Origin of the sequence: Actinophytocola sp. (assembly GCF_009379765.1) — a bacterium.
GTDB lineage: Bacteria > Actinomycetota > Actinomycetes > Mycobacteriales > Pseudonocardiaceae > Actinophytocola.
Genome location: NZ_WHTD01000060.1, coordinates 23,867 through 42,683, shown reverse-complemented (window position 1 = coordinate 42,683; position 18,817 = coordinate 23,867). Strand labels below are relative to the sequence as shown.

23 protein-coding genes and 1 pseudogene are annotated in these 18,817 nt (G+C 71.4%); 8 read left to right on the top strand and 16 right to left on the bottom strand.

The annotated features are described in order from the left end of the window. Positions 1–137: 137 nt before the first annotated feature. Positions 138–575, bottom strand: a complete 438-nt coding sequence (locus GEV28_RS19560) for a hypothetical protein (RefSeq protein WP_291413528.1) — start codon at positions 573–575, stop codon at positions 138–140. Between the two features lie 453 nt (positions 576–1,028). Between GEV28_RS19560 and GEV28_RS19555 the strand changes: the two genes are divergently transcribed. Beyond that, a complete protein-coding gene (locus tag GEV28_RS19555; RefSeq protein WP_291413527.1) occupies positions 1,029–1,172 on the top strand; it encodes a hypothetical protein in 144 nt (47 codons plus the stop codon). Here GEV28_RS19555 and GEV28_RS19550 read toward each other — a convergent pair. Beyond that, on the bottom strand, positions 1,151–1,696 hold the full coding sequence (locus tag GEV28_RS19550) for a hypothetical protein (protein ID WP_291413526.1): 546 nt from the start codon (positions 1,694–1,696) through the stop codon (positions 1,151–1,153). The two genes, GEV28_RS19555 and GEV28_RS19550, sit on opposite strands and share 22 nt — an antisense overlap. An 88-nt stretch (positions 1,697–1,784) precedes the next feature. Here GEV28_RS19550 and GEV28_RS19545 point away from each other — a divergent pair, with 88 nt between their 5' ends. After that, the gene (locus tag GEV28_RS19545) at positions 1,785–2,270 is read left to right on the top strand and encodes a helix-turn-helix domain-containing protein (RefSeq protein WP_291413525.1); all 486 of its coding nucleotides are present in this window, start codon (positions 1,785–1,787) and stop codon (positions 2,268–2,270) included. Next, complete coding sequence (locus GEV28_RS19540; protein WP_291413524.1) at positions 2,177–2,587, top strand: hypothetical protein; 411 nt, start codon at positions 2,177–2,179, stop codon at positions 2,585–2,587. The genes GEV28_RS19545 and GEV28_RS19540 overlap by 94 nt, the downstream gene beginning before the upstream one ends. On the opposite strand, the gene GEV28_RS19535 is transcribed toward GEV28_RS19540, so the two are convergent. From GEV28_RS19535 to GEV28_RS19525, 3 genes and pseudogenes are all read right to left on the bottom strand, one after another. Continuing rightward, positions 2,562–3,188 (bottom strand): DUF2238 domain-containing protein, encoded by a 627-nt coding sequence (locus GEV28_RS19535; RefSeq protein WP_291413523.1) that lies wholly within the window; start codon positions 3,186–3,188, stop codon positions 2,562–2,564. The genes GEV28_RS19540 and GEV28_RS19535 overlap by 26 nt on opposite strands. Before the next feature lie 18 nt (positions 3,189–3,206). Further along, positions 3,207–3,980, bottom strand: coding sequence for a DUF1295 domain-containing protein (locus tag GEV28_RS19530; RefSeq protein WP_291413522.1), 774 nt, complete (start codon positions 3,978–3,980; stop codon positions 3,207–3,209). After that, a pseudogene (locus GEV28_RS19525) lies at positions 3,973–4,521 on the bottom strand (class I SAM-dependent methyltransferase); the annotation flags it as partial. The pseudogene GEV28_RS19525 and the gene GEV28_RS19530, both read right to left, overlap by 8 nt. Positions 4,522–4,619: 98 nt before the next feature. On the opposite strand from GEV28_RS19525, the gene GEV28_RS19520 reads away from it, so the two are divergent. Next, on the top strand, positions 4,620–5,531 hold the full coding sequence (locus GEV28_RS19520) for an OsmC family protein (protein ID WP_291413521.1): 912 nt from the start codon (positions 4,620–4,622) through the stop codon (positions 5,529–5,531). A gap of 88 nt (positions 5,532–5,619) precedes the next feature. Here GEV28_RS19520 and GEV28_RS19515 read toward each other — a convergent pair whose 3' ends face one another. From GEV28_RS19515 to GEV28_RS19500, 4 genes are read right to left on the bottom strand one after another with little or no spacing between them, the layout of a single operon-like run. Beyond that, positions 5,620–6,024: a DUF5709 domain-containing protein gene (locus tag GEV28_RS19515; RefSeq protein WP_291413520.1), complete on the bottom strand. Its 405-nt coding sequence runs from the start codon at positions 6,022–6,024 to the stop codon at positions 5,620–5,622. Between the two features lie 16 nt (positions 6,025–6,040). Beyond that, positions 6,041–6,319 (bottom strand): DUF6510 family protein, encoded by a 279-nt coding sequence (locus GEV28_RS19510; protein WP_291413519.1) that lies wholly within the window; start codon positions 6,317–6,319, stop codon positions 6,041–6,043. A gap of 2 nt (positions 6,320–6,321) precedes the next feature. After that, positions 6,322–7,032, bottom strand: a complete 711-nt coding sequence (locus GEV28_RS19505; RefSeq protein WP_291413533.1) for a ferredoxin reductase — start codon at positions 7,030–7,032, stop codon at positions 6,322–6,324. A gap of 34 nt (positions 7,033–7,066) precedes the next feature. Then, a complete protein-coding gene (locus GEV28_RS19500) occupies positions 7,067–7,663 on the bottom strand; it encodes a sulfite oxidase-like oxidoreductase (protein ID WP_291413518.1) in 597 nt (198 codons plus the stop codon). Between the two features lie 432 nt (positions 7,664–8,095). On the opposite strand from GEV28_RS19500, the gene GEV28_RS19495 reads away from it, so the two are divergent. Further along, positions 8,096–8,659, top strand: coding sequence for a DivIVA domain-containing protein (locus GEV28_RS19495; RefSeq protein WP_291413517.1), 564 nt, complete (start codon positions 8,096–8,098; stop codon positions 8,657–8,659). 328 nt (positions 8,660–8,987) lie between these two features. Here GEV28_RS19495 and GEV28_RS19490 read toward each other — a convergent pair whose 3' ends face one another. The 4 genes from GEV28_RS19490 to GEV28_RS19475 all read right to left on the bottom strand — a co-directional run bounded on the left by GEV28_RS19490 (position 8,988) and on the right by GEV28_RS19475 (position 12,101). Continuing rightward, a complete protein-coding gene (locus tag GEV28_RS19490; protein WP_291413516.1) occupies positions 8,988–10,301 on the bottom strand; it encodes a hypothetical protein in 1,314 nt (437 codons plus the stop codon). A 55-nt stretch (positions 10,302–10,356) separates the two neighbouring features. After that, a complete protein-coding gene (locus GEV28_RS19485) occupies positions 10,357–11,106 on the bottom strand; it encodes a bifunctional 2-polyprenyl-6-hydroxyphenol methylase/3-demethylubiquinol 3-O-methyltransferase UbiG (RefSeq protein ID WP_291413515.1) in 750 nt (249 codons plus the stop codon). Positions 11,107–11,248: 142 nt separating this feature from the next. Beyond that, positions 11,249–11,446 carry a hypothetical protein gene (locus GEV28_RS19480; protein WP_291413514.1) on the bottom strand — a complete coding sequence of 66 codons (198 nt, stop codon included), beginning with the start codon at positions 11,444–11,446 and terminating at the stop codon, positions 11,249–11,251. Between the two features lie 31 nt (positions 11,447–11,477). After that, on the bottom strand, positions 11,478–12,101 hold the full coding sequence (locus GEV28_RS19475) for a TetR/AcrR family transcriptional regulator (RefSeq protein ID WP_291413513.1): 624 nt from the start codon (positions 12,099–12,101) through the stop codon (positions 11,478–11,480). Positions 12,102–12,207: 106 nt separating this feature from the next. Between GEV28_RS19475 and GEV28_RS19470 the strand changes: the two genes are divergently transcribed. Beyond that, complete coding sequence (locus GEV28_RS19470) at positions 12,208–13,017, top strand: nuclear transport factor 2 family protein (RefSeq protein WP_291413512.1); 810 nt, start codon at positions 12,208–12,210, stop codon at positions 13,015–13,017. A 168-nt stretch (positions 13,018–13,185) separates the two neighbouring features. On the opposite strand, the gene GEV28_RS19465 is transcribed toward GEV28_RS19470, so the two are convergent. Next, entirely contained in the window at positions 13,186–13,746 is a 561-nt protein-coding gene (locus GEV28_RS19465; RefSeq protein ID WP_291413511.1) for a GNAT family protein, read from the bottom strand. Positions 13,747–13,965: 219 nt separating this feature from the next. After that, positions 13,966–14,868: a LysR family transcriptional regulator gene (locus tag GEV28_RS19460; RefSeq protein ID WP_291413510.1), complete on the bottom strand. Its 903-nt coding sequence runs from the start codon at positions 14,866–14,868 to the stop codon at positions 13,966–13,968. A 139-nt stretch (positions 14,869–15,007) separates the two neighbouring features. On the opposite strand from GEV28_RS19460, the gene dapA reads away from it, so the two are divergent. Together dapA and GEV28_RS19450 are read left to right on the top strand one after the other, a co-directional pair. After that, a complete protein-coding gene (gene dapA, locus GEV28_RS19455; protein ID WP_291413532.1) occupies positions 15,008–15,850 on the top strand; it encodes a 4-hydroxy-tetrahydrodipicolinate synthase in 843 nt (280 codons plus the stop codon). Between the two features lie 317 nt (positions 15,851–16,167). Next, a complete protein-coding gene (locus GEV28_RS19450; RefSeq protein WP_291413509.1) occupies positions 16,168–17,640 on the top strand; it encodes a S8 family serine peptidase in 1,473 nt (490 codons plus the stop codon). Between the two features lie 366 nt (positions 17,641–18,006). On the opposite strand, the gene GEV28_RS19445 is transcribed toward GEV28_RS19450, so the two are convergent. Then, the gene (locus tag GEV28_RS19445) at positions 18,007–18,810 is read right to left on the bottom strand and encodes a fumarylacetoacetate hydrolase family protein (RefSeq protein WP_291413508.1); all 804 of its coding nucleotides are present in this window, start codon (positions 18,808–18,810) and stop codon (positions 18,007–18,009) included. Positions 18,811–18,817 lie beyond the last annotated feature (7 nt).

The following is an 18,817-nucleotide window of genomic DNA, read 5'->3' as shown; positions in this document are numbered from 1 at the left end:
TGTGGATCCACGTGGTTCCTGACAAGGCGGAGGAAAGCCGCTCGTACTGGATGTACTTGGGCTTTTCTCCAACGCCGTAACACAGACAGGGGCCGCTGTTGGCCGCAGCGGCGTAAAGGTTTCAGGGTCACGCGACACTAGTTCGTGCGGTGGATGAGCAGTGACCCCGCGATCTCCCACGAGCCGCCGTCCGCGTGCGCGCCGCGCAGCCCGTCGAACAGCCCGGTGTCGACGAGCGACCGCGCGGCCGGCCCCGCGGTGGCCACGGTCCGCCGCGGGGACCAGGCCGTGCCCACGAGCTGGCGGCCCATGCCGACCCAGCCCGCGAGAGTCCCGGTCACGACCCACGCGTCGGGCGCGGGCGAGGCGAACCGCCGCGCCTGCCGCAACCACGACGCCGCCGTCTCCGGCCACGCGACGGTCGCCAGCACGAAGCCGTCCCGCGCGGTCCACGCTTCGGCGAGCCGCGCCCCGTTCGCCCGCGACACGGGATCCGCGGACGTCCCGACCACGATGCTCACCGGCCGCAGGTCGAGCAGCAGGCCCAGCACCGTGGCGATCTCTGCCGTCCGCACACTCTGCAGACGCGCCGGCCGGCCGGAACGTGAGAAACGCCTCGATGATCCGCGGCCCGCGCCGCCACCGGCCGAGCGTCAGACCGGTCTCGAGCGGGAACACCCGCCCGGTCGCCGGGTCGGCCGGCAGCGCCGACGCCACCGCCTGCGCGCGCGTCGGGCAGCGTCACCACGAAGTCCACCAGCACGTCCACCAGCACGTCCACCAGCACGTCGGCCGGCCGGCACGGACAGGTCGAGCGGGCACGCCCGGGCGAGGTACAGGATCAGCTCGGCGCAGCGGCGGCGGCACGGCGGCGACACCGCGACGACCCCGCACGGCGCCCCGACCGGGAAGTCCGCGGCGAACAGGTACAGCGCCCGCGGCGATCCACCCCGCCCGGTCCCGCGGCACCGCCCACGTGCCCGACCCGGGGTGCGCGCTCATCACGCCCGGCTCGCGGGTAGCAGCTGGTGCCAGCCGGGCGCGCGGTGGCCGGCGGCGACGAGGTCGTGACGGCGAGGACCACGATCAGCGACGTCGGTGACCTGGTCTTTCCCGCCGACCCGTCCGGCAACGTGGTCGGCGCGATGCGCTACGACGACGCCGCCGACTGAAACGCGTCGTCGATCGGGGTGTCGCACAGGTTGGCCGCCCAGTTGGCGATGCTCGTGTAGCCGACCTGGGTGATCACCTCGTACGCCTGCGCCACGGTGTAGCCGGCCGTGAGAAAGGCGTCGACCGGCGCCCGGCCCCGGTCGCGCAGCACCGCGACGGCGAACTTCCGCAACGCCTGCGACCGAGCGTCCGGCAGCGGCCGCCCGGACCGCGCCGCGAGGATCACGTCCGGCGCGGCGCCCTGGCCCGCCGCGAACACCGCGGGCGCGGCCAGGGAGTACGGGCAGTCGTTCTCGTGGCTGACGGCCAGCCCGACGACCTCCCGCTCGGCCCCGGTCAGCGTGGTGGCCCGCAGGGTCTGCTGGAGCTGGCCGAAGCCACCGATCAGGACGGGGGAGCCGGCCATCGTCGCGGCCAGGTTGGGGATGAAGCCGATCCGCTGCTCGAGCTCGGCGAGTACCGGCCGCGACGCGGAAGGCGCCGAGTCGAGGGTGTGGACGGTGAACGTCTGCGAAGGTGTCATGGCTCGATCCTGTGGCCGGGGTGCGCGCCTGCTCAATTCCCTCCGAGGGAAGTGCGGCCGACCCTGCCGGCTCGCTACCGTCCGCATCGTGACCTCGGTGAACGAACGTCCGGCCGTCGGGCAGCTGCTGCGGTACTGGCGGCAGGTGCGCAGGATGAGCCAGCTCGCGCTCGCCACCGAGGCACGGGTGACCCCGCGGCACGTCAGCTTCGTGGAGAGCGGCCGGGCCACCCCGCGCCGGGAGATGGTGCTGACCCTGGCCGGCACGCTGGACCTACCGCTGCGCGACCGCAACCAGCTCCTGGTCGCCGCCGGGTACGCGCCGGTCTACCACGACACGGACCTCGACCAGCCGGCCATGACCCCGGTGCGCGCCGCGGTCGACCGGGTGCTGCGCCAGCACGAGCCCTACCCGGCGGTCGTGCTCACCCGGCACTGGGACGTCACGCAGACCAACGACGCGGCGCGGGCGATGTTCGAGTGGCTCGTCGGCCCGGCCGCGGCTCGGACGCGGCGCCGGCCAACGTCGTCCGGCTCCTGTTCGACCCGGAAGGCCTGCGCCGGTACGTGCTGAACTGGCCGGACGTGGCGCGCTCGCTCCTCCAGCGCATCCACCGCGAGGCCGTTGGCGGGATCCCGGACCCGCGGACGGGCGCGCTTCTCGAGGAGGTCCTCGCCGCGCCCGGCGTGCCGCGCCGCTGGCACACCCCGGACTTCACCAGCGACCTGCTCCCGGTCGTGCCGGTCGAGTTCGCGAAGGACGGCCTGACCCTGCGCTACTTCTCGATGGTGACCACGGTCGGCACCCCGCAGGACATCGCCGCGCAGGAGGTCCGCCTCGAGAGCTTCTTCCCCACCGACGACGTCACCGCCGAGCACCGCTGGGCGTGACCAGCTGCGCATCGTGCACCCGGCGCAGGAGCAGCTGGGCCAGCAGCGCGCCGCACAGGCACAGGAACATGTCCCACTGGGTGTCCCACACGTCGCCCTGGGTCGCGAGGAACTCGTCCGCGCCGGCACCCAGGATCAGCGCCGCCGCCCACTCGACGAACTCGAAGCACGCGCTGATCGACAGGCACACGGCCGCGGTGAGGGTGAACGTCCAGCCGCCGCGTTGCAGCGGAGTGAGCCGCAGCAGCAGCTCCCGCACCAGCATCGCCGGCACGAAGCCCTGCACGAAGTGGGCGAAGCGGTCGTAGTGGTTGCGCGACAGGTCGAAGGTGTCCTGGAACCAGTTGCCCAGCGGCGTCTCGGCGTAGGTGTGGTGCCCGCCGTAGCAGAGCACGATCGCGTGGCAGACCAGCAGCCACAGCACAAGCCGGGTCAGCGCGAAGCGGTGCCGGTTGAGCAGCACGATCGGCGCGCCGACGAAGATCCACACCACCTCGAGCGCCCACGTGCCGAGGCTCTTGGCGCCGATCGCCGACCACCCCAGCGCGACCACCAGGATCACGACCAGGACGTAGCCCTCGGTGCGGGTCACGGTGCGCATCGCGCCACTGTGCCGTACTCAGGAGCCGCGTGGGGGACGGGGAAGGAACCCGCTGGTGCGGCGCACGTACTCGGCGTAGCCCGGCCGCGAGCGCGCCAGGTGCCTCTCGGTCAGCGGCTTGCCGGTGCCCGCGGCGAGCACGACCGTCATCACGACCGGCGCCGGCAGGGTCGCCACGCCGCCCCAGGTGCCGCACGCCAGCAGGTACAGGCCCCACCACACGGTGGCGTCGCCGACGTAGTTCGGGTGCCGGGTGTAGCGCCACAGCCCGCTGTCGAGCACCCGCCCGCGGTTGGCGGGGTCCGCGGCGAACCGGCGCAGCTGCCGGTCGCCGACCGACTCGAACACGAAGCCGACCAGCCACACCGCCACGCCGAGGCCCAGCAGCCACCCGGGCGCGCCGGCGCCGTACTGGCCGACCTGGACCGGCAGCGACACGAGCAGCATGACCGCGCCCTGGGTGAGGTACACGACCCGCACGAGTCGCACATTCCCGCCGCGCGACCGGATCTCGACGTAGCGGCGGTCCTCCGGCCTGCCCCGGCTGTGAAGTCCGATGTGGACGGCCAGGCGCAGGCCCCACACCGCGGTGAGCACGGTGAGCAGGACCCGGGTCGCGAGGTCGCCGGTGGACAGCACGAACGTCGTGACCGCGATCAGCGTGAACCCGAGGCCCCACGCGACGTCGATGAGGTCGTGCCGGTCGCGGCGCACCGAGATCGCGAACACCACCGCCAGCAGCACGGCCACCACACCGGCGCAGACCGCCAGGTTGACCAGGACCTCACGCACGGGCCACCAGTCCCTGCCGTACCGGCGGCATGCCGCTGCGGCCCTCGGCCGTGGTGCGGACCGCGACGACCTGGTCGACGCCCATCCGGTTCTCCTCGAACGCCAGCGCGCCGCCGGCCGGGTAGAGCCGCCAGACCCGGGCCCGCTCGGGGCCGATCAGCGCCACCACGTCAGCGAACCGTTCCTCCACAGTGGACAGCCAGGCGCGGCGGGTGCGGACGTAGTGCTCGCGCATCGCCTCGACGTCGCGGATCTCGAAGCCGGCCGGGGCGAGGTGGTCGAGCGTCGCGCCGACCGGCCGCACGGTCATGTCCGGCGCGCTGTAGGTCTCGATGAACGCGCCGCCGCCGGGCGCGACCGCGCCGCGGGACATCTGTTGCAGCACCAGGCGGCCTCCCGGTTCGAGCAGCCGGTGGAGCGCGGCGGCGTAGGCGGGGTAGTTCCGCTCGCCGACGTGCTCGCCCATCTCGATCGAGGCGACCGCGTCGAAGAGCGGGTCGTCGAGCTCACGGTAGTCGCGCAGCCGCACGGCGACCCGGTCGCCGACCCGCGCTCCTCTCCTCACCGCACCATTCGGTACCCGAGGAGCCGCGGATTGGGCGTGACATGATCGGGACCGGCCGACAGTGGGAGGCGACGATGCGCAGCGACGACCTGGAACCGCCCGCGGGCCAGGCGCGGGCCCACGCCCTGTTCGTCGGCGAGCTCGACGTCGCCGCGCGGATCGCGCCGGAACTGGCCGCGGCCGGGATCGCGATCCGCCGGTTCGATCCGGCCTCGGTGCCTGCGGGTCCGACTGTCCTCATCGGACACGGGGCCGTCGGCGCGGCCGTGCTGGCGGCGGCGGAGCGCCTGCCCGACGTGCGCGCGGTCGTCACCGTCGGCGTGCCGTACGGACCGGTCGCGGTGGGTGGGGCGGCGCTGCTCGTGCTGCACTCACCCGTCGACGGGGTCGTCGGGGTCGAGAACGCGCGGCGGATCTTCGACGCGGCCCGTCACCCGAAGTCCTTCGTCTCCCTCGACGGTGCCGACCACCTGCTCGGCGCGCCGGCCGACGCGGGGTTCGCGGCCACGATGATCGCGACCTGGGCGGCGCGGTACCTACCGGAGGCCGCGCCCACCAAGGAAGGCAGCGTCGTCGTCGCCGAGACCGGGGGCGGCACCTACCGGCAGCGCATCACCGCCGGCCGGCACGTGCTCACCGCCGACGAGCCCCGCCCGGTCGGCGAGGACACCGGGCCCAGTCCGTACGACCTGCTCCTCGCCGGGCTCGGCGCGTGCACCTCGATGACTCTGCGGATGTACGCGCGGCGCAAGAAGCTGCCGCTGGAGAAGGTGACCGTCCGGCTGCGCCACTCGCGGATCCACGCCGAGGACTGCGCGCACTGCGAGACCCGGGTCGGCCGGGTCGACCGGATCGAGCGGTCGATCCGCCTCGACGGCGACCTCGACGACGACCAGCTCGCGCACCTGCTCGAGATCGCCGACAAGTGCCCGGTGCACCGAACCCTGCACTCCGAGATCGACATCACCACGGCCCTCGAGCCCTGAGCCACCTTGCCCTGAACGACGCGCTCGGGGCACTCGACGTCCCGAGCGCGTCGTTCAGGGCATGCCGGCGGTCCGGGCTCGAGGGCTGTCAGCCCTGGCCGTCGGGGACGATGTGCACCGCGGCCTCCTCGGCCGACGCCGCCGCGCCGTCCACGCCCACGTCCCGCGCGTACAGGTAGGCGTCGGTGTCGCCGCCGCCCTCGTCGTCCTCCACGAGCCGGCCGGAGCGGGCGACGCCCACCTCGCCGTCGTAGGGCTCGCCGTCGGTGTCCGAGGCGTCGCCGAGCCCGTCGGCATCATTCGCGTCCTCGGCGTCGGACAGGTCGGGCAGCTCCCGGGACAGCCTGCCCGCCAGCGGCTCGTGCCCGTCGAAGAAGTCCGACGGGCGCTCCGCCGGCGAGTAGCCTTCGTCCAGCACGTCCTCGACGCCCCGGTCGACGAGGGTGTCCTCCGGCCCGAGCAGGTCGGACTCGCTGTCGATGTCGTCTCTCATGGCGTCCTCCTGAACGTCACGGCATGGGGATGCGCACGGACCGCGCACCCCGGAGGTCCAGCCACGCGTCGGTCGGCGTGCGCACCAGCCGGGCGATCACCGAGCCGCAGGGCGCGCACCGCGCGACGATCCCGGGCCCGCCGCCGTCGTACACGTGGCTGTCCGCGAACCGGCCGGCCGCGCCGCAGCTCACACAGGTGACCATGGCCGTCGTGACGTCGATGCCCAACGCCTCGGCGAACATGCCGGCCGCGCCGTTGCCGTCGATGAAGTTGCCGTCGATGAACGTGCCCATCATCATCCTCCGCTCGGGCCGAACCGCTCGGTCCGGATGCTCGCCGGATCGTGTCCGCCGGCCAGCAGCAGCTGGGTCACAGACTCCACGAAACCCGTGGGGCCGCACACGTAGGTCCGGGCGCCGGCGTCCGGTGGCCAGCCCGCGGCGAGGTCGGCCGCACCGATCCGCCCGGCGGGCCGGTTGGTGCCGAACGCCTTGCGCGTGAAGAGCACCGTCACCTCCAACCCGGGCTTCGACCGTAGCTCCGCGTCGTAGTACACCTCCGCCGGGGTGCGAACGGAATACAGCAGCTTGAACTCGGCCGGGTTCGCCACCCTGGCCCGCGCCCGCACCATCGCCATCAGCGGGACGATCCCCGAGCCGCCCGCCACGAGCAGGACCGGCATGGTCTCCGTGCCGTGCCAGGCGAACCAGCCGCCGATGGGGCCGCGCAGCTCGATCTGGTCGCCGATGACCAGGTCTCCGACCAGGTAGGGCGACACCTCGCCGTCGGCGACGCGCTGGATCGTCAGCTCGACCCGGTCGCCGTCGGTGGGCGCGGCGACCGAGTAGCTGCGCTGGGCGCTGTAGCCGTCCGGCGCGGTCAGCTTGACGTCGACGTGCTGGCCCGCCGCGTGCCCGGGCCAGCCGGGGACCTCGAAGACGACGGTCCGGGCGGTCGGGGTCACCTCGCGGATGTCGACGGCCGTCGCGACCAGCCACCGCAGCAGCCGCCGCCGCCGCGAGACGGTGTCGGTGACCGGGTCAGTCACCGGTGTACCGCTGCTCGCGCCACGGGTCGCCGTAGTCGTGGTAGCCCAGCGACTCCCAGAACCCCGGCTCGTCGTCGTTGCGCAGCTCGATGCCGGTCACCCACTTCGCCGACTTCCAGAAGTAGAGGTGCGGCACCAGCAGCCGGGCCGGGCCGCCGTGCTCGCCGGGCAGGTCCTCGCCCTCGAACCGGTAGGCGATCCAGGCCTTACCGTCGAGCAGGTCCTCCAGCGGGAGGTTGGTCGTGTAGCCGCCGTAGGAGCGGACCAGCGCGTAGTCGGCGGCCGTCTCGACGTACTCGAACAGCGTGTCGAGCGAGACGCCCTGCCAGGTGGTCTCCAGCTTGGACCACTTGGTGACGCAGTGGATGTCCACGGTGGGCCGCTCGCTCGGCAGGCCGAGCAGCTGCCGCCACGACCAGGACTGCTCGGCGCCGAGCTCGGTGCGGATCGTGAACCGCCAGTCGTCGAGCCGGACCGACGGCGTCGGGCCGGCCTGCAGCACGGGGAAGTCGCGGGTCAGGTACTGGCCGGGCGGCAGATCGGCGGACGGCTCGCGCCGCCCGTGGAACCCCCTGCTCACGATGCTCATCGGCCCTCGATTCCGCGGGTCGGTCCCGCCGTCGCGGACAGCCTACTTGGACAATCTGGTCCAAACAGCGCGCTCAGGACAGCATCCGCGCCGCGACCGTCCGCAGCCGGGTCGGCGCCCTCGGGGTCCAGGGCGAACGGGGCGACGCCGCCGCCGAACAGGGGTGGGCGCTCGGCCCGCTCGATCTCCGGTACGAGAAGATAGCGCTCCCGGGCACGTCCGGCCAGATGCTGGTGACCTACCACGCCGAGTGCGGCACCGACTCCTACGAGCGGCTCCAGCTGCTGGCCCACGCACCGGCTGAGCAGTGAAAATGGGGGGAACGACGCGCTAAATGCAATTTGCGCGGGTCGTTGACAGCCCGCCTATTATCACATCGGTCCAGCCGCGGCGTGAGCGCGTGGAAGGTGAGGGTCCGGGGTGAGTAGGCCAATGCCGACGCCATTGACGGTGCGCGACGTGCAGGAGGTTATTTTCGATCGGGCCAGTTTCTTCTCGAGCGGATATGACGAGGACCAGGTCGACAAATTCCTGGATCGGGTCGCGGACACAATCGAGACATTGGCCGTGCGGCTCGCGGAGAAGCAGAACGAGATCGACCGGCTCAAGCACTGGCGCGAGCAGACCGGGCCGACCGGGATATCCGAGGCCGAGCTGCAGGTGCGCGCCGACCGGATGATGGACGAGGCGCGCAGGCGGGCCGAGGAGCTCATCCGGATAGCCAACGCGTCGGGCCGCCAACTCGAGGCCGACGCGCGAACCCGCGCCACCCGCATCCTCTCCGACGCGAGCCGCCAGGCCGGGAACGCGGTCGGCCAGCCGACCCCGGGCGTCAACGTCCACGCCGAACTGGCCGCGGCCGCCGTCGAGGTGGGCACCCGGATCGGCAACATCCGCGACGCGCTCACCGCAGAGCTGTCCAGCCTGTACCGCGTGATCGGCCAGCTCCACAACGCCGACCCGGACCGCGGCGCACCCGGGCGTCGCCTCGAGTGACGAGACCCTGCCGGCGGGCCGGGCGGAATCCGGAATTGTCCGCGCTCGGGCCGCCGATTCTGATGTGGTGGCCCATTCGTCGAGCCGGCTCGACATTCGGCACCGCCGGCCCGGGCATTGGCGGGAATCGGTGTCGCGGGCTTTGCCGGCGCGAATCGCCAATGTGCCGCGACGGTAATGGTGATGTTGCCGAGCGCATTCGAGCCTGGTGCCGGTGCGTGGTCGGGGGGTGACTCCGCTCACACAGCGCGACGCCGGCCGGCGGGGGACCCGGCTTGCGTCGGGTCACCGCGGTCCGGCGGGACCGGCCCAGGTGTGGTGTTGGGGATCAGCCCAGCGTGATGTCCACGCGGTGCGGGCCCGTCAGCGTGGCCGGGATCGCGTGGCGGGGCTGCTCCGCGCCGTCCACCGCGAACGATCCGATGCGGGTGCCCGACCCGGTGATCGTGATCTCCAGGGTGAGGCCGCGGTGGGTGAGACCGGACAGCCGGAGCCGGGACAAGCCGGCGGGGACAACCGGGCGGAAGCCGATCTCCGTGCCGTCGAAGGACATGCCGAAGAGTCCATAGTGGACCATCGCGAGGTAGCCCGCGGCGCTCCACAACTGGCGGGCGGAGCCGCCCGGTCGCCCGGAGTCGGGGCGGTAGAACTCGTGGTAGGTCGCGGCGCGCCCGGCGAGGTCGGCCAGGCCGGCCAGCTCGGTCGCGAACACCTCGACCGCCCCGCGCGCGGCCGCCGCCCAGCCCCAGTATCCTTGCACGAACGGCCACACCATCCCGTTGTGGTAGTAGTACTCGTCCCGCACCAGCCACGGCTTCCAGAACCGGTACCGCGGCCACAGGCAGGGCAGCCCGTGCCGCGTCGCGGTGACGGTGCGGAAGACGGCCGCTGCCGCCTCGTCGTCGGCCACGCCCCACAGCACCGCCAGCGCGGTACCGAGCCCCTCCCAACGATTCGCTGGCCGACCGTCGGCGTCCTCGTAGTAGGCGTAGTGGCCACGCTCCGGCCGCCACAGTCGCTCGTTGATCGCCCGCTTCAGTGCCGCCGCCCGGACCTCGAACGGCTCCGGGTCCTCCCCGAGCAGCGCGGCCGCCCGCGCCGCCAGGGTGTAGCCGCGGTGGTGGAGGACGTTGGTGCTCAACGCCTTCGTGGCGCCGACCGCCCGGCCGTTGAACGCGAACCGCGCGGGGTAGCCGCTGTTGGACTCCATGAAGCTGGCGCAGCCCCGGAACAGCCCGCCGTCGAAGATCTCCCGCTCGGCCCTGGCCAGGCTCGCGCGGGTCACGGCATGGCTCCAGCGCAGGAAGTCCGAGTCCCCGGTGGCCACGTAGCAGGCCCACGCACCGACGGCGCCGACGACGGAGTCGGTCAGCCGCGGCCACCCGCCGAAGTGCGCCGCCCGGTCCTGCGCCCACGCCCCGCCGGATGCCGCCACACCGCGCAGCGTGGCGCGGGAGACGTCGGGGTGCATCAGCCCACAGCCCAGGTCGATGGCGTACGAGGCGTCCCGGACCCACACCGTCGGCCAGGACTCTCCCGCGACGAACGCGCCGCCGGAGATGCTTGCCGCCACGTCCCGGACCGCCTTGGCATAGGCCATGTCGTAGGTCGCCCGGCCGGTGTCGAGCCTCGGTTCCGCCACGCGGCCACGGTACTGGCGCGGCCACCGCCGAGGAGACCGCCGCCTTGGTCCGCCACTACGGCCGGTGGTCCAGGTGCACGGCGTAGCCCGCCTCGTGCTCGAAGGCCTGGCGCAGGTGCCACGGCGTCTCGGCGAGGAGCTCGCGAAGCTCGGCGAGGGGGACGAACAGGTAGTCGAACCACTCGGTGGCGACCGCGCCGTCGCGGATGCGCAGGCGTGCCTGTCCCGGCAGCCGGCCCCGTTGGCGGTTCCGGTCGTGGTAGGCGAGGTGGGCTTCGTCGTTGGTGTGGTGCGGGTCGAGGCCCGTACCGAGCAGCCGGCCGCCGGGTCGGGTGGCGGCGGCCAGGTTGGCGAGCACGGTGCGGGCGTGTCCCGGGCCGGCGAGCAGACCGAGGTTGTTTCCCAGCAGCAGCACCGTGTCGAACGAACCCAGAGCCGGCGGGAGCTGCTCAACGGTGCCGAGGACCGCGGTCACTCCGCGCCTCGTCGCGACGTCCACCGCCCCGGGGGACGCGTCCAGGCCGACGACGTCGTGTCCCTTCCTCGCCAACGGCAGGGCGTGCCGGCCGGCCCCGCACCCCACGTCCAGGACGCGACCGGTCGCCCGGTCGCAGGCCCACCGGTCCACAGGAGACCACTCGTCGTCGGCGGCGAAGTACCGGACGGCGTCGCCGACGCCGAGGTAACCGTCGTCGCGCTCGACGATCTCGTGCGCGACCCCTGCGGCCACGCCGACATCCATGCATCTCTTCAGGATCGTGCCGAACGCGTCACCGATGACGGGCCGGCGGTGGTCTTCGGCCATGCCCACCAGGATGGCCGTCGCCGCGGCCGTCCGCACGCGGTTTCCGAGCCGCGAGCTGCTTCGCGGAAGGGCCGCCGACACCACCGGGCCAGGCACGCGGGCACCGCCGCGGTCAGCCATCGCCCGGCCGTAGGGGATCGCCTCACCTGGCGGATCTCCTTTCCTTCCCGAGTGCTTCGGCCGACCAAGCGCTCTGCACCTGCCAGCCCCACTTGATCCCGCCGAACACGTTGACGACGTCCTTTCCGTTCTCGTCCCTGGTTCCGCTGTCCTGCACCAGGAAAGTCTCGGCCGTGAACGGGACCGGCGAGAGGGTGGCGTCCAGGGGAACGAACCCCAACCGTCCCATCTGTACACGAATGGGATGGTTGTTAATCGCCAGTTGGATGCGGAAGGCCGCCGTGACGTAGTCCGTTCATGAGGAGGGCGAGCAGGCGGTCGGCTTGAGCGGAGCTGTCCTGGGCGTCCTGGGCGGCCCAGGCGATAGCGCCGACCATCTTCAGCACATCCGCTTCGTCCGCAACGGCGACGACCACGCCTGATTGCCGCGCCCGCGCCAGCAACGCGGCCCCCACCTCGAACATCTCCGCATGCCAGGTCGATACCAGGTCATTCCCGTGGTCGAGCGCCGAGTTCATCACCGCGGCCGCCAGACCTCGGTAGGTCAGGGCATGGGTGAGCGTGGCACGCAACCAGGTGGACAACGCGTCGAACTCGTCCCCGACTGTCAGCAGTCCGCGACCAAGGTCGACCAACTCGGCTATCTGTTCGGCGAGCACCGCCTCGATGAGATCCAGCCGAGTGGGGAAGTGCCGGTACAGCGTCCCGCTGGCCACTCCTGCCCGCCGAGCGATCTCGTCCAAGGAGGCGTCCACGCCGAACTCGGCGAACGCGACTCGCGCCTGCTCGACCAACTGCTCGTAGTTGCGCCGGGCGTCTGCACGCCGCGGACGCCCGGCGCGCGGCCGCGATTCGTGGCCTGCCAGCGCGATCACCACACCCTTGCTAACCGGGGACACAGTCCGCTACCGTGCCCATCTAAACGGACCATGTCTCACCTTAGTGGCATGACTTGCCTCAAAGCATGGAGGGGCCACCCCTATGGCGCTGACGGAACAAGACCGAATCGACATCAACGACCTGATCAATCTCCACGGCCACCTCACGGACGCGGGCAAGCTGGACCAAGCGGGTGAGCTGTGCACCCCAGATGTCACCTATGACGTCGACGACTTCGGCCTCGGCTCGTTACACGGGACCGCGGCCATCCGTGCGGCAGCGCTCGCATTGGGCGACGCCAACCCGGTCGGCCACCATGTCACCAACATCGTGATCACCCAGATCGACGATCGCTCCGCGCGGGTCCAGTCCAAAGGAATCGGCATCAAGGCCGACGGAACGGCCGGCAGCGTCGTCTACGACGACATCGTCACCCGACAACCCGACGGCTGGAAGATCCGCTACCGCAAGGTGACCGCCAGGCGAGCGGCACTCGGCGAGCAAGAAGCTGGTCCGCGTGCGGTTCTGGAGCGTTTCCGCCAAGCCGCCAGCAGCCAGTCCGCCGATGACATGGGCCGTGTGTACGCGGTCGACGCGGTCCATGAGTTCCCGTTCACCCGCCCAGGCCTGCCGTCCCGGCTCGAGGGCCGGGACGAGATCGTGAGTTGGACAGCCGCAGTGTGGAAGACCAACACGGTCAAGTACGAGCGTTACCGCACCCTTGCCATCTACGACACCAACGATCCAGACACGATCATTGTCGAGCAGGAAGCCCTCGGGACCAGCACATCCACCGGCGAGTTCGCCCTTCCCAACATCGTTGTGCTCACCGTGCGCAACGGCCAGATCGCCCATCTGCGCGACTACGTCAACATCGTGGCGGCCGCAGCCGCCATGGGGCGCGATGTGTAAAGGCTGTCTGCAGTTCATCGACTGGCGCCGCCGCACCCGACCCGAAAAGTTCGAGGCCGGCGACCCACGGGACCGTGCGCCCATCCGAGGACACACCGCTCGCAAACGCGCGGTCATGCCGCTGGGCGGGCATGTCGTGGCTGGCTGTGTCCTGGTGCGCGATCTGCGCTAAGACGTCTGCTTGCCCGCCCGCCACTCCGGCGCGAGCACCGACCAGACCTCCACGTCGTGCCGCTCACCGCGGCGCGGGTAGCACTCCCGCAGCACACCGTCCTTGGTCATCCCCAGCCGCTGGGCCACCGCGATGCTGGCCTGGTTCGCCGCCGAGACCAGCCACTCCACCCGGTGGGTTCCCCGCTCCTCGATGGCCCAGTCGATGATCACCCGCGCGGCCCTGGTCGCCAGGCCCCTGCCCACCGCCGACGGTTCCAGCCAGCAGCCCGCCTCGGCGTTGCCGTGCTCGACGTCCATCGTCCGGAACAGGACACCGCCGACCAGCTTGCCGTCCACCCAGGTCCCGTAGATCCGCCCGGTGTCGGCCGCGGCCTTCTCCGCGTACCCCTGCAGGAACGAGCGGCTCGACTCGAGGTCCGTGACGGCGTCCGCCAGCCCGATGTGGTGCCCGATGAACTCCCGCCCCCGGTCCATGTGAGCCAGGAGCTCCTCGGCCCGCCACGGCTCGAGCGGACGCAGCTCCGCACCGTCATCACCCAGGGAAATCGAGAACATCGTGACCTTCCATGATCGACGACAGCACGCACCACGACGATCCCCGTACCAGCGGCAGCGAAGCAAACCGTTTTCGCAATGCCCGCTCATGCCGAGTTGACGACGGTCAATCGATTGGGTTGTGCTGGCGGTCGAAGCGGCGGTGGTCGTAAGGCGCGCCAAGCTCAGCGTTGTTCCGGGTGGTTCCTACTGAGAGGTTTGCGCTATCTGAGGGCGTCCTCAGGGCTGGTCACGCGACACTAGCTCCGCGAGCACCGCTTGGATCGCTGGGCTGGCATTTGCGCTGCGCCGCCACGCCGCGTGTACCTCGCGCTTCGGTTGCCGCCGCAGCGGCCGGGAGACGAGCCCTTCTCCCAAGGGCGGGCGAGCAAGGCGAGGGATCAGGGCGATGACGTCGCCTGAGGCGACCAGCGACAGCTGGGTGGCGAAATCGTCAGCCAGATGGCGCACGTCGGGGTCTTCGGGCACGTCTGCGAACAGTCGTCGGAACCACTGGTGGCACACCGAGCCAGGCGGGCTGGTCACCCACGCGTGGGTGACAAGGTCGGCGCCGGCGAGTGGCGAGTCGAGCCGCGCGAGCGGATGCGTCCGATTCATGACGATGTCGCCGACGTCGGTGTGCATATGGTGCTGGGTCAGGGACGATGGCAGAGGGGCTGGCAGCCCGTCGGCGTCGTGGACGAGGGCAAGGTCGGCTGTACCGGCATCGACGATGTGGAGGGCTTGGTCGGGGTCCTGCTCGGTGATGTGCACGCGTAGGTCCGGGCAGCGCGTCGACAGTCGCAGAATGGTGGGCGCGAGCAGCCCGCGGATAGCAGTCGAGAAGGCAACCACGCGGAGCATGCCGCGCGGCGCGCCCTCCGAGACTGACTGGGCCGCTTCGGCGCAGCGCTCCAGCGCCTGGAACACGTCGGGCGCTGAGTCGACGATGGCCTGCCCGGCCGGAGTGAGCACGACCCCGCGTCCCGCCGGCGCGAGCACGGGCACACCGACCTGGCGTTCCAGCCTCTTGATCTGCTGCGACACCGCCGAGGCCGTGAACCCGAGCTCATCGGCCGCCCGCGCCAGCGTCCCGAGGGCAGCCACCGACCGCAACGCCCGCAAGGCCCCGACATCAATCATGAAGACAGGCTACGCAATATTGGCAAGAAAGCATCGCTGGACCACACTTATCGGGCCGAGGCAGGATCGAACCATGACCGACCCGCAGCACCCTGCTGACCTACTCTTCGGCGCCAACCTTGTCGCCATGGTGACCCCGATGCACCCCGACGGCACGATCAGCGAACCTGGGCTCGCCAACCTCGTCGACCACCTGCTGACAACAGGGTGCGATGGCATCGTCGTTGGCGGGACCACCGGTGAGTCGCCCACCCTGACCGAAGCCGAGGCAGCCCGGCTCGTCCGTGCCGTGGCGGCCCGGTCGAAGAACCAAGCTCGGGTGGTCGCCGGTATCGGCACCTACGACACGGCCGTCAGCATTCATCGGGCCCGCGAAGCCGAGGCTGCTGGGGCGGATGCGGTGCTGCTCGTCTGCCCCTACTACTCCAAGCCGACTCAGGCCGGGGTGGTGGCCCATTGCGTGGCGGTGGCCGACGCCACCGAGCTACCCGTGATGCTCTACGACGTCCCCGCACGCACAGGCATCGCAATGGAGGCGCCCACGCTGATCGAACTCGCCGGCCACCCCCGGATCCGAGCGGTCAAGGACGCCAAAGGCGACCTGTTCGAAGCGATGTCCGTCATGGCCCGCACGTCGCTGGCCTACTACTGCGGCATCGATGAACTCAACCTGCCCTACCTCGCGTGCGGCGCCACCGGTGTGCTCAGCGTCGTGGGCAATGTCGTCGCCGACCGCAACGCCGAGCTCATACGAGCGGTCCGCAGCGGCGACCTCGACTCGGCGAAGGCGATCCAAGGTTCGCTGATTCCCTTGGTGGACGCCATCATGCGCACATCCCAAGGGGCCGTGATGGCCAAGGCCGCTCTGGCCGGGCTCGGGATCATCCCGCATGCGACGGTGCGCCTTCCGCTGCTCGAGCCGCCGCCGCCGCACCTCCAGCGGCTAACGGATGCTCTGGCAACCATCGCCGTGCCTGTCTGAGCGAACTCCGCCAGGCGGCGGATCAGGATGCGCGACGGCGCCGAGACGAGCGGTTCCACGCGCTGGCCGCTCGCATCCAAGGTCCTGCTCGCCGAAGACGGGCTCCGGGCGAGCGCCGTCGGCATGGCACACCGGCCGGCTGGCCGGCCGTTCCTCCGGACTCATGTCACCCGAGCAGGCCGAGCCGCGAGTCGATCTCGGCCCGCGATGTGTGTTCCCTGGCTCCGCCGATGTCGTACCGTGGTCTGCTGGGCTTGTGGCCGTGCTGTCCGGTGCGGTGCCGCCACGATCGCGGTGTTGGCTGCCGGAGGTGTCTCATGCGACCAGGGATCGGGCTTGTGCTGGTGGTGACGGTTGCGGTCACCGCCGCCGGGTTGTCCTCCGGCCAGCCCGCCGCTGCCGACAGGCAGGGGCCGGTGGCGCATTTCGTGGTGCTCGGCCCGGAGGACGGACCGCTCGCAAAGACCGAGGAGTCGGTGCGCGACGCCGGCGGGCAGATCCTGCGGAGCTGGCCGCAGATCGGCGTGGTGGTGGCCACCTCCGAGCGCGCGGACTTCGCCGCCGCGGTGCGCCTGCTGCCCGGCGTGGAGGCGGCGGGCGCCACGCGCAACCTGGTCGAGCTCACCGAAGGGGCGCGGCCCCGTGGTCTCGACGATCGCGCACCACTGTCCAGAAAGGACGGTGTCGCAGCGACCACCGGAAGCCCCGAGCCGCTCGCGGCGAACCAGTGGGGTATGCGGCAGATCGGCGCCGACCGGGCCAACGACATCTCCGGCGGCAGCCGCGACCAGCTGGTCGGCGTGCTGGACGCCGGGGTCGACGCCGGCCATCCCGACCTGGCGTCCAATATCGACGCGGCCAACTCGGTGAGCTGCGGCGACGAGGGCGTGCCGGACACCTCGCCGGAGGCGTGGGCGCCGCCGCCGGACTTCTCGCACGGCACCGCCGTGGCCGGGATCATCGCCGCGGACCGCAACGGGGTGGGCATCGCCGGCGTGGCCCCGAACGTCCGCATCGCCTCGGTGCGGATTGCCGACGACGACCTGTGGATCTACCCGGAATACGCGATCTGCGGATACGTCTGGGCCGCCGAGCACGGCATCCAGGTCACCAGCGCCTCCATCTTCGTCGACCCGTGGCTCCGCTGGTGCGACGACGACCCCGATCAGGCGGCGGGAGCCGAGGCGATGCGCCGCGCGATCGACTACGCCACCGGCCACGGCGTGGTCAACGTGGCGGCGATCGGCAACCTCAACTGGGACATGTCGCATCCCGTGCTGGACACGATCAGCCCGGACAACGGCGAGCCGGTCGAGCGGCTCACCGGCGACAACTGCGCGCTGGTGCCCGGAGAGGCGCCCGGCGTGGTGGCCGTGTCCGCGACCGGCGCCGCGGCGCGCAAGACGTTCTACTCCAGCTACGGCATCCGCGACACCGACGTCACCGCACCCGGCGGTGACGAGCTGCAGATCCCGGACACCCCGGACCGCGACCCGGGCATCCTGACCACAATGAACAACGGGGCGTGGGGCTACTTCGGCGGCACCTCGGCGGCCACCCCGCACGTGGCCGGGGTCGTCGCACTGATCCGCGGCACGCACCCGGACTGGTCGCCGCAGCAGGTGGTCGCCGCGCTGCGCCGCGACGCCGACCCGCTGCCGTGCCCGCCCGGCGGCTGGTTCGACCCGGACGGGACCGGCGACTGGCTCGCGTACTGCCAGGGCGGCCGGTCCGGCCGAGGCTTCTACGGCTCCGGGCTGGTCGACGCACTGGACGCGGTCACCCGCTGACGACTCTGGAACTGCCAGCTGCTCGTGACGGCAGTCGTCAGCGGATACGGCGCGGTGGACTCCACTCGCGGGATGCGGCCGAGCAGGCTCGGGGCTACCTGCCCGGTGAGGACACCGACCCGGATCGGAACGTGATCACGGTAGGGCAGTGGTTGGATCTGTGGCTGGAGATGCGCCCTGCGTTCGCACGGTGATCTGCCCACCGAAATCCGAAGCCAGCATCCGCACCGTAGGAAGCCGCCGTCGGAGCTGGGTGTGCCGCTCTGGTCAACACGGCTGATGGCGGACCTGTTGGTGATCTCCTTTGCCAGTGTGTCGCCAGGATCTGGCGCAAGTGGAACATCCAGCCGCATCGGACCGAGACATTCACGTTCTCACCGACCCCGAACGGGAACCCAAGATCCGCGACCCGCCGCGACCCTCCGCGACGATCGGGTTGGGCAGGGAGCCGAGGCCCTCGACCTCGACCGTGACCGTGTTGCCCGGCTGGACCGGGCGCACCCCCTCCGGCGTCCCGCTCAGGATCACGTCTCCCGGCTCCAGCGTGGTGAACCGGGTGATGTACTCGATCAGGTAGGGGATCGGGAAGATCAGATCCTTGGTGCGGCCGCTCTGCCGCTCCTCCCCGTCGACCGTGCACGTCACCGCCACGTCGGTCGGGTCGTAGTCGGTCTCCACCCACGGGCCGACCGGACAGAACGTGTCGAACCCCTTGCCCCGGGTCCACTGGCCGTCGGACTTCTGGATGTCGCGGGCGGTGATGTCGTTGCCGCACGTGTACCCGCCGATGACCGACCACGCGTCGGCCGCCGCCACGTGCCGCGCCCGGCGACCGATCACGAGCGCCAGCTCGGCCTCCGGGTCCAGCCGGCCCGACAGCGACGGGTACACCACCTGCTCGCCCGGCCCGATCACCGCCGAGGGCGGTTTGAGGAACAGCAGCGGCTCGTCGGGCACCTTGTTGCCGAACTCCTCCGCGTGGGACCGGTAGTTGCGGCCGACGCACAGCACCGTGCGTGGCGCGACCGGGGCCAGGAGCGTCGCGTCCTCGACGGCCCGGCCGGTCGGGCGCAGGTCCACGAAGGGCGTCCCCTCGGCGGCCATGACCACGCCGTCGTCGAGGACACCCCACGCGGCCGGTCCGGTGGTCTGGTAGCGAACGATCTTCATGGAGGTC

What these genes read in the sequence shown, in the direction of transcription:
- GEV28_RS19495 (WP_291413517.1), top strand. Translation starts at nt 8,096, where the DNA reads ATGCCGACGCCATTGACGGTGCGCGACGTGCAGGAGGTTATTTTCGAT.
- GEV28_RS19500 (WP_291413518.1), bottom strand. Translation starts at nt 7,663, where the DNA reads ATGAGCATCGTGAGCAGGGGGTTCCACGGGCGGCGCGAGCCGTCCGCC.
- GEV28_RS19485 (WP_291413515.1), bottom strand. Translation starts at nt 11,106, where the DNA reads ATGGCCGAAGACCACCGCCGGCCCGTCATCGGTGACGCGTTCGGCACG.
- GEV28_RS19535 (WP_291413523.1), bottom strand. Translation starts at nt 3,188, where the DNA reads ATGCGCACCGTGACCCGCACCGAGGGCTACGTCCTGGTCGTGATCCTG.
- GEV28_RS19450 (WP_291413509.1), top strand. Translation starts at nt 16,168, where the DNA reads ATGCGACCAGGGATCGGGCTTGTGCTGGTGGTGACGGTTGCGGTCACC.
- GEV28_RS19465 (WP_291413511.1), bottom strand. Translation starts at nt 13,746, where the DNA reads ATGTTCTCGATTTCCCTGGGTGATGACGGTGCGGAGCTGCGTCCGCTC.
- GEV28_RS19460 (WP_291413510.1), bottom strand. Translation starts at nt 14,868, where the DNA reads ATGATTGATGTCGGGGCCTTGCGGGCGTTGCGGTCGGTGGCTGCCCTC.
- GEV28_RS19550 (WP_291413526.1), bottom strand. Translation starts at nt 1,696, where the DNA reads ATGACACCTTCGCAGACGTTCACCGTCCACACCCTCGACTCGGCGCCT.
- GEV28_RS19515 (WP_291413520.1), bottom strand. Translation starts at nt 6,024, where the DNA reads ATGAGAGACGACATCGACAGCGAGTCCGACCTGCTCGGGCCGGAGGAC.
- GEV28_RS19445 (WP_291413508.1), bottom strand. Translation starts at nt 18,810, where the DNA reads ATGAAGATCGTTCGCTACCAGACCACCGGACCGGCCGCGTGGGGTGTC.
- dapA (WP_291413532.1), top strand. Translation starts at nt 15,008, where the DNA reads ATGCACCCCGACGGCACGATCAGCGAACCTGGGCTCGCCAACCTCGTC.
- GEV28_RS19510 (WP_291413519.1), bottom strand. Translation starts at nt 6,319, where the DNA reads ATGGGCACGTTCATCGACGGCAACTTCATCGACGGCAACGGCGCGGCC.
- GEV28_RS19520 (WP_291413521.1), top strand. Translation starts at nt 4,620, where the DNA reads ATGCGCAGCGACGACCTGGAACCGCCCGCGGGCCAGGCGCGGGCCCAC.
- GEV28_RS19470 (WP_291413512.1), top strand. Translation starts at nt 12,208, where the DNA reads ATGGCGCTGACGGAACAAGACCGAATCGACATCAACGACCTGATCAAT.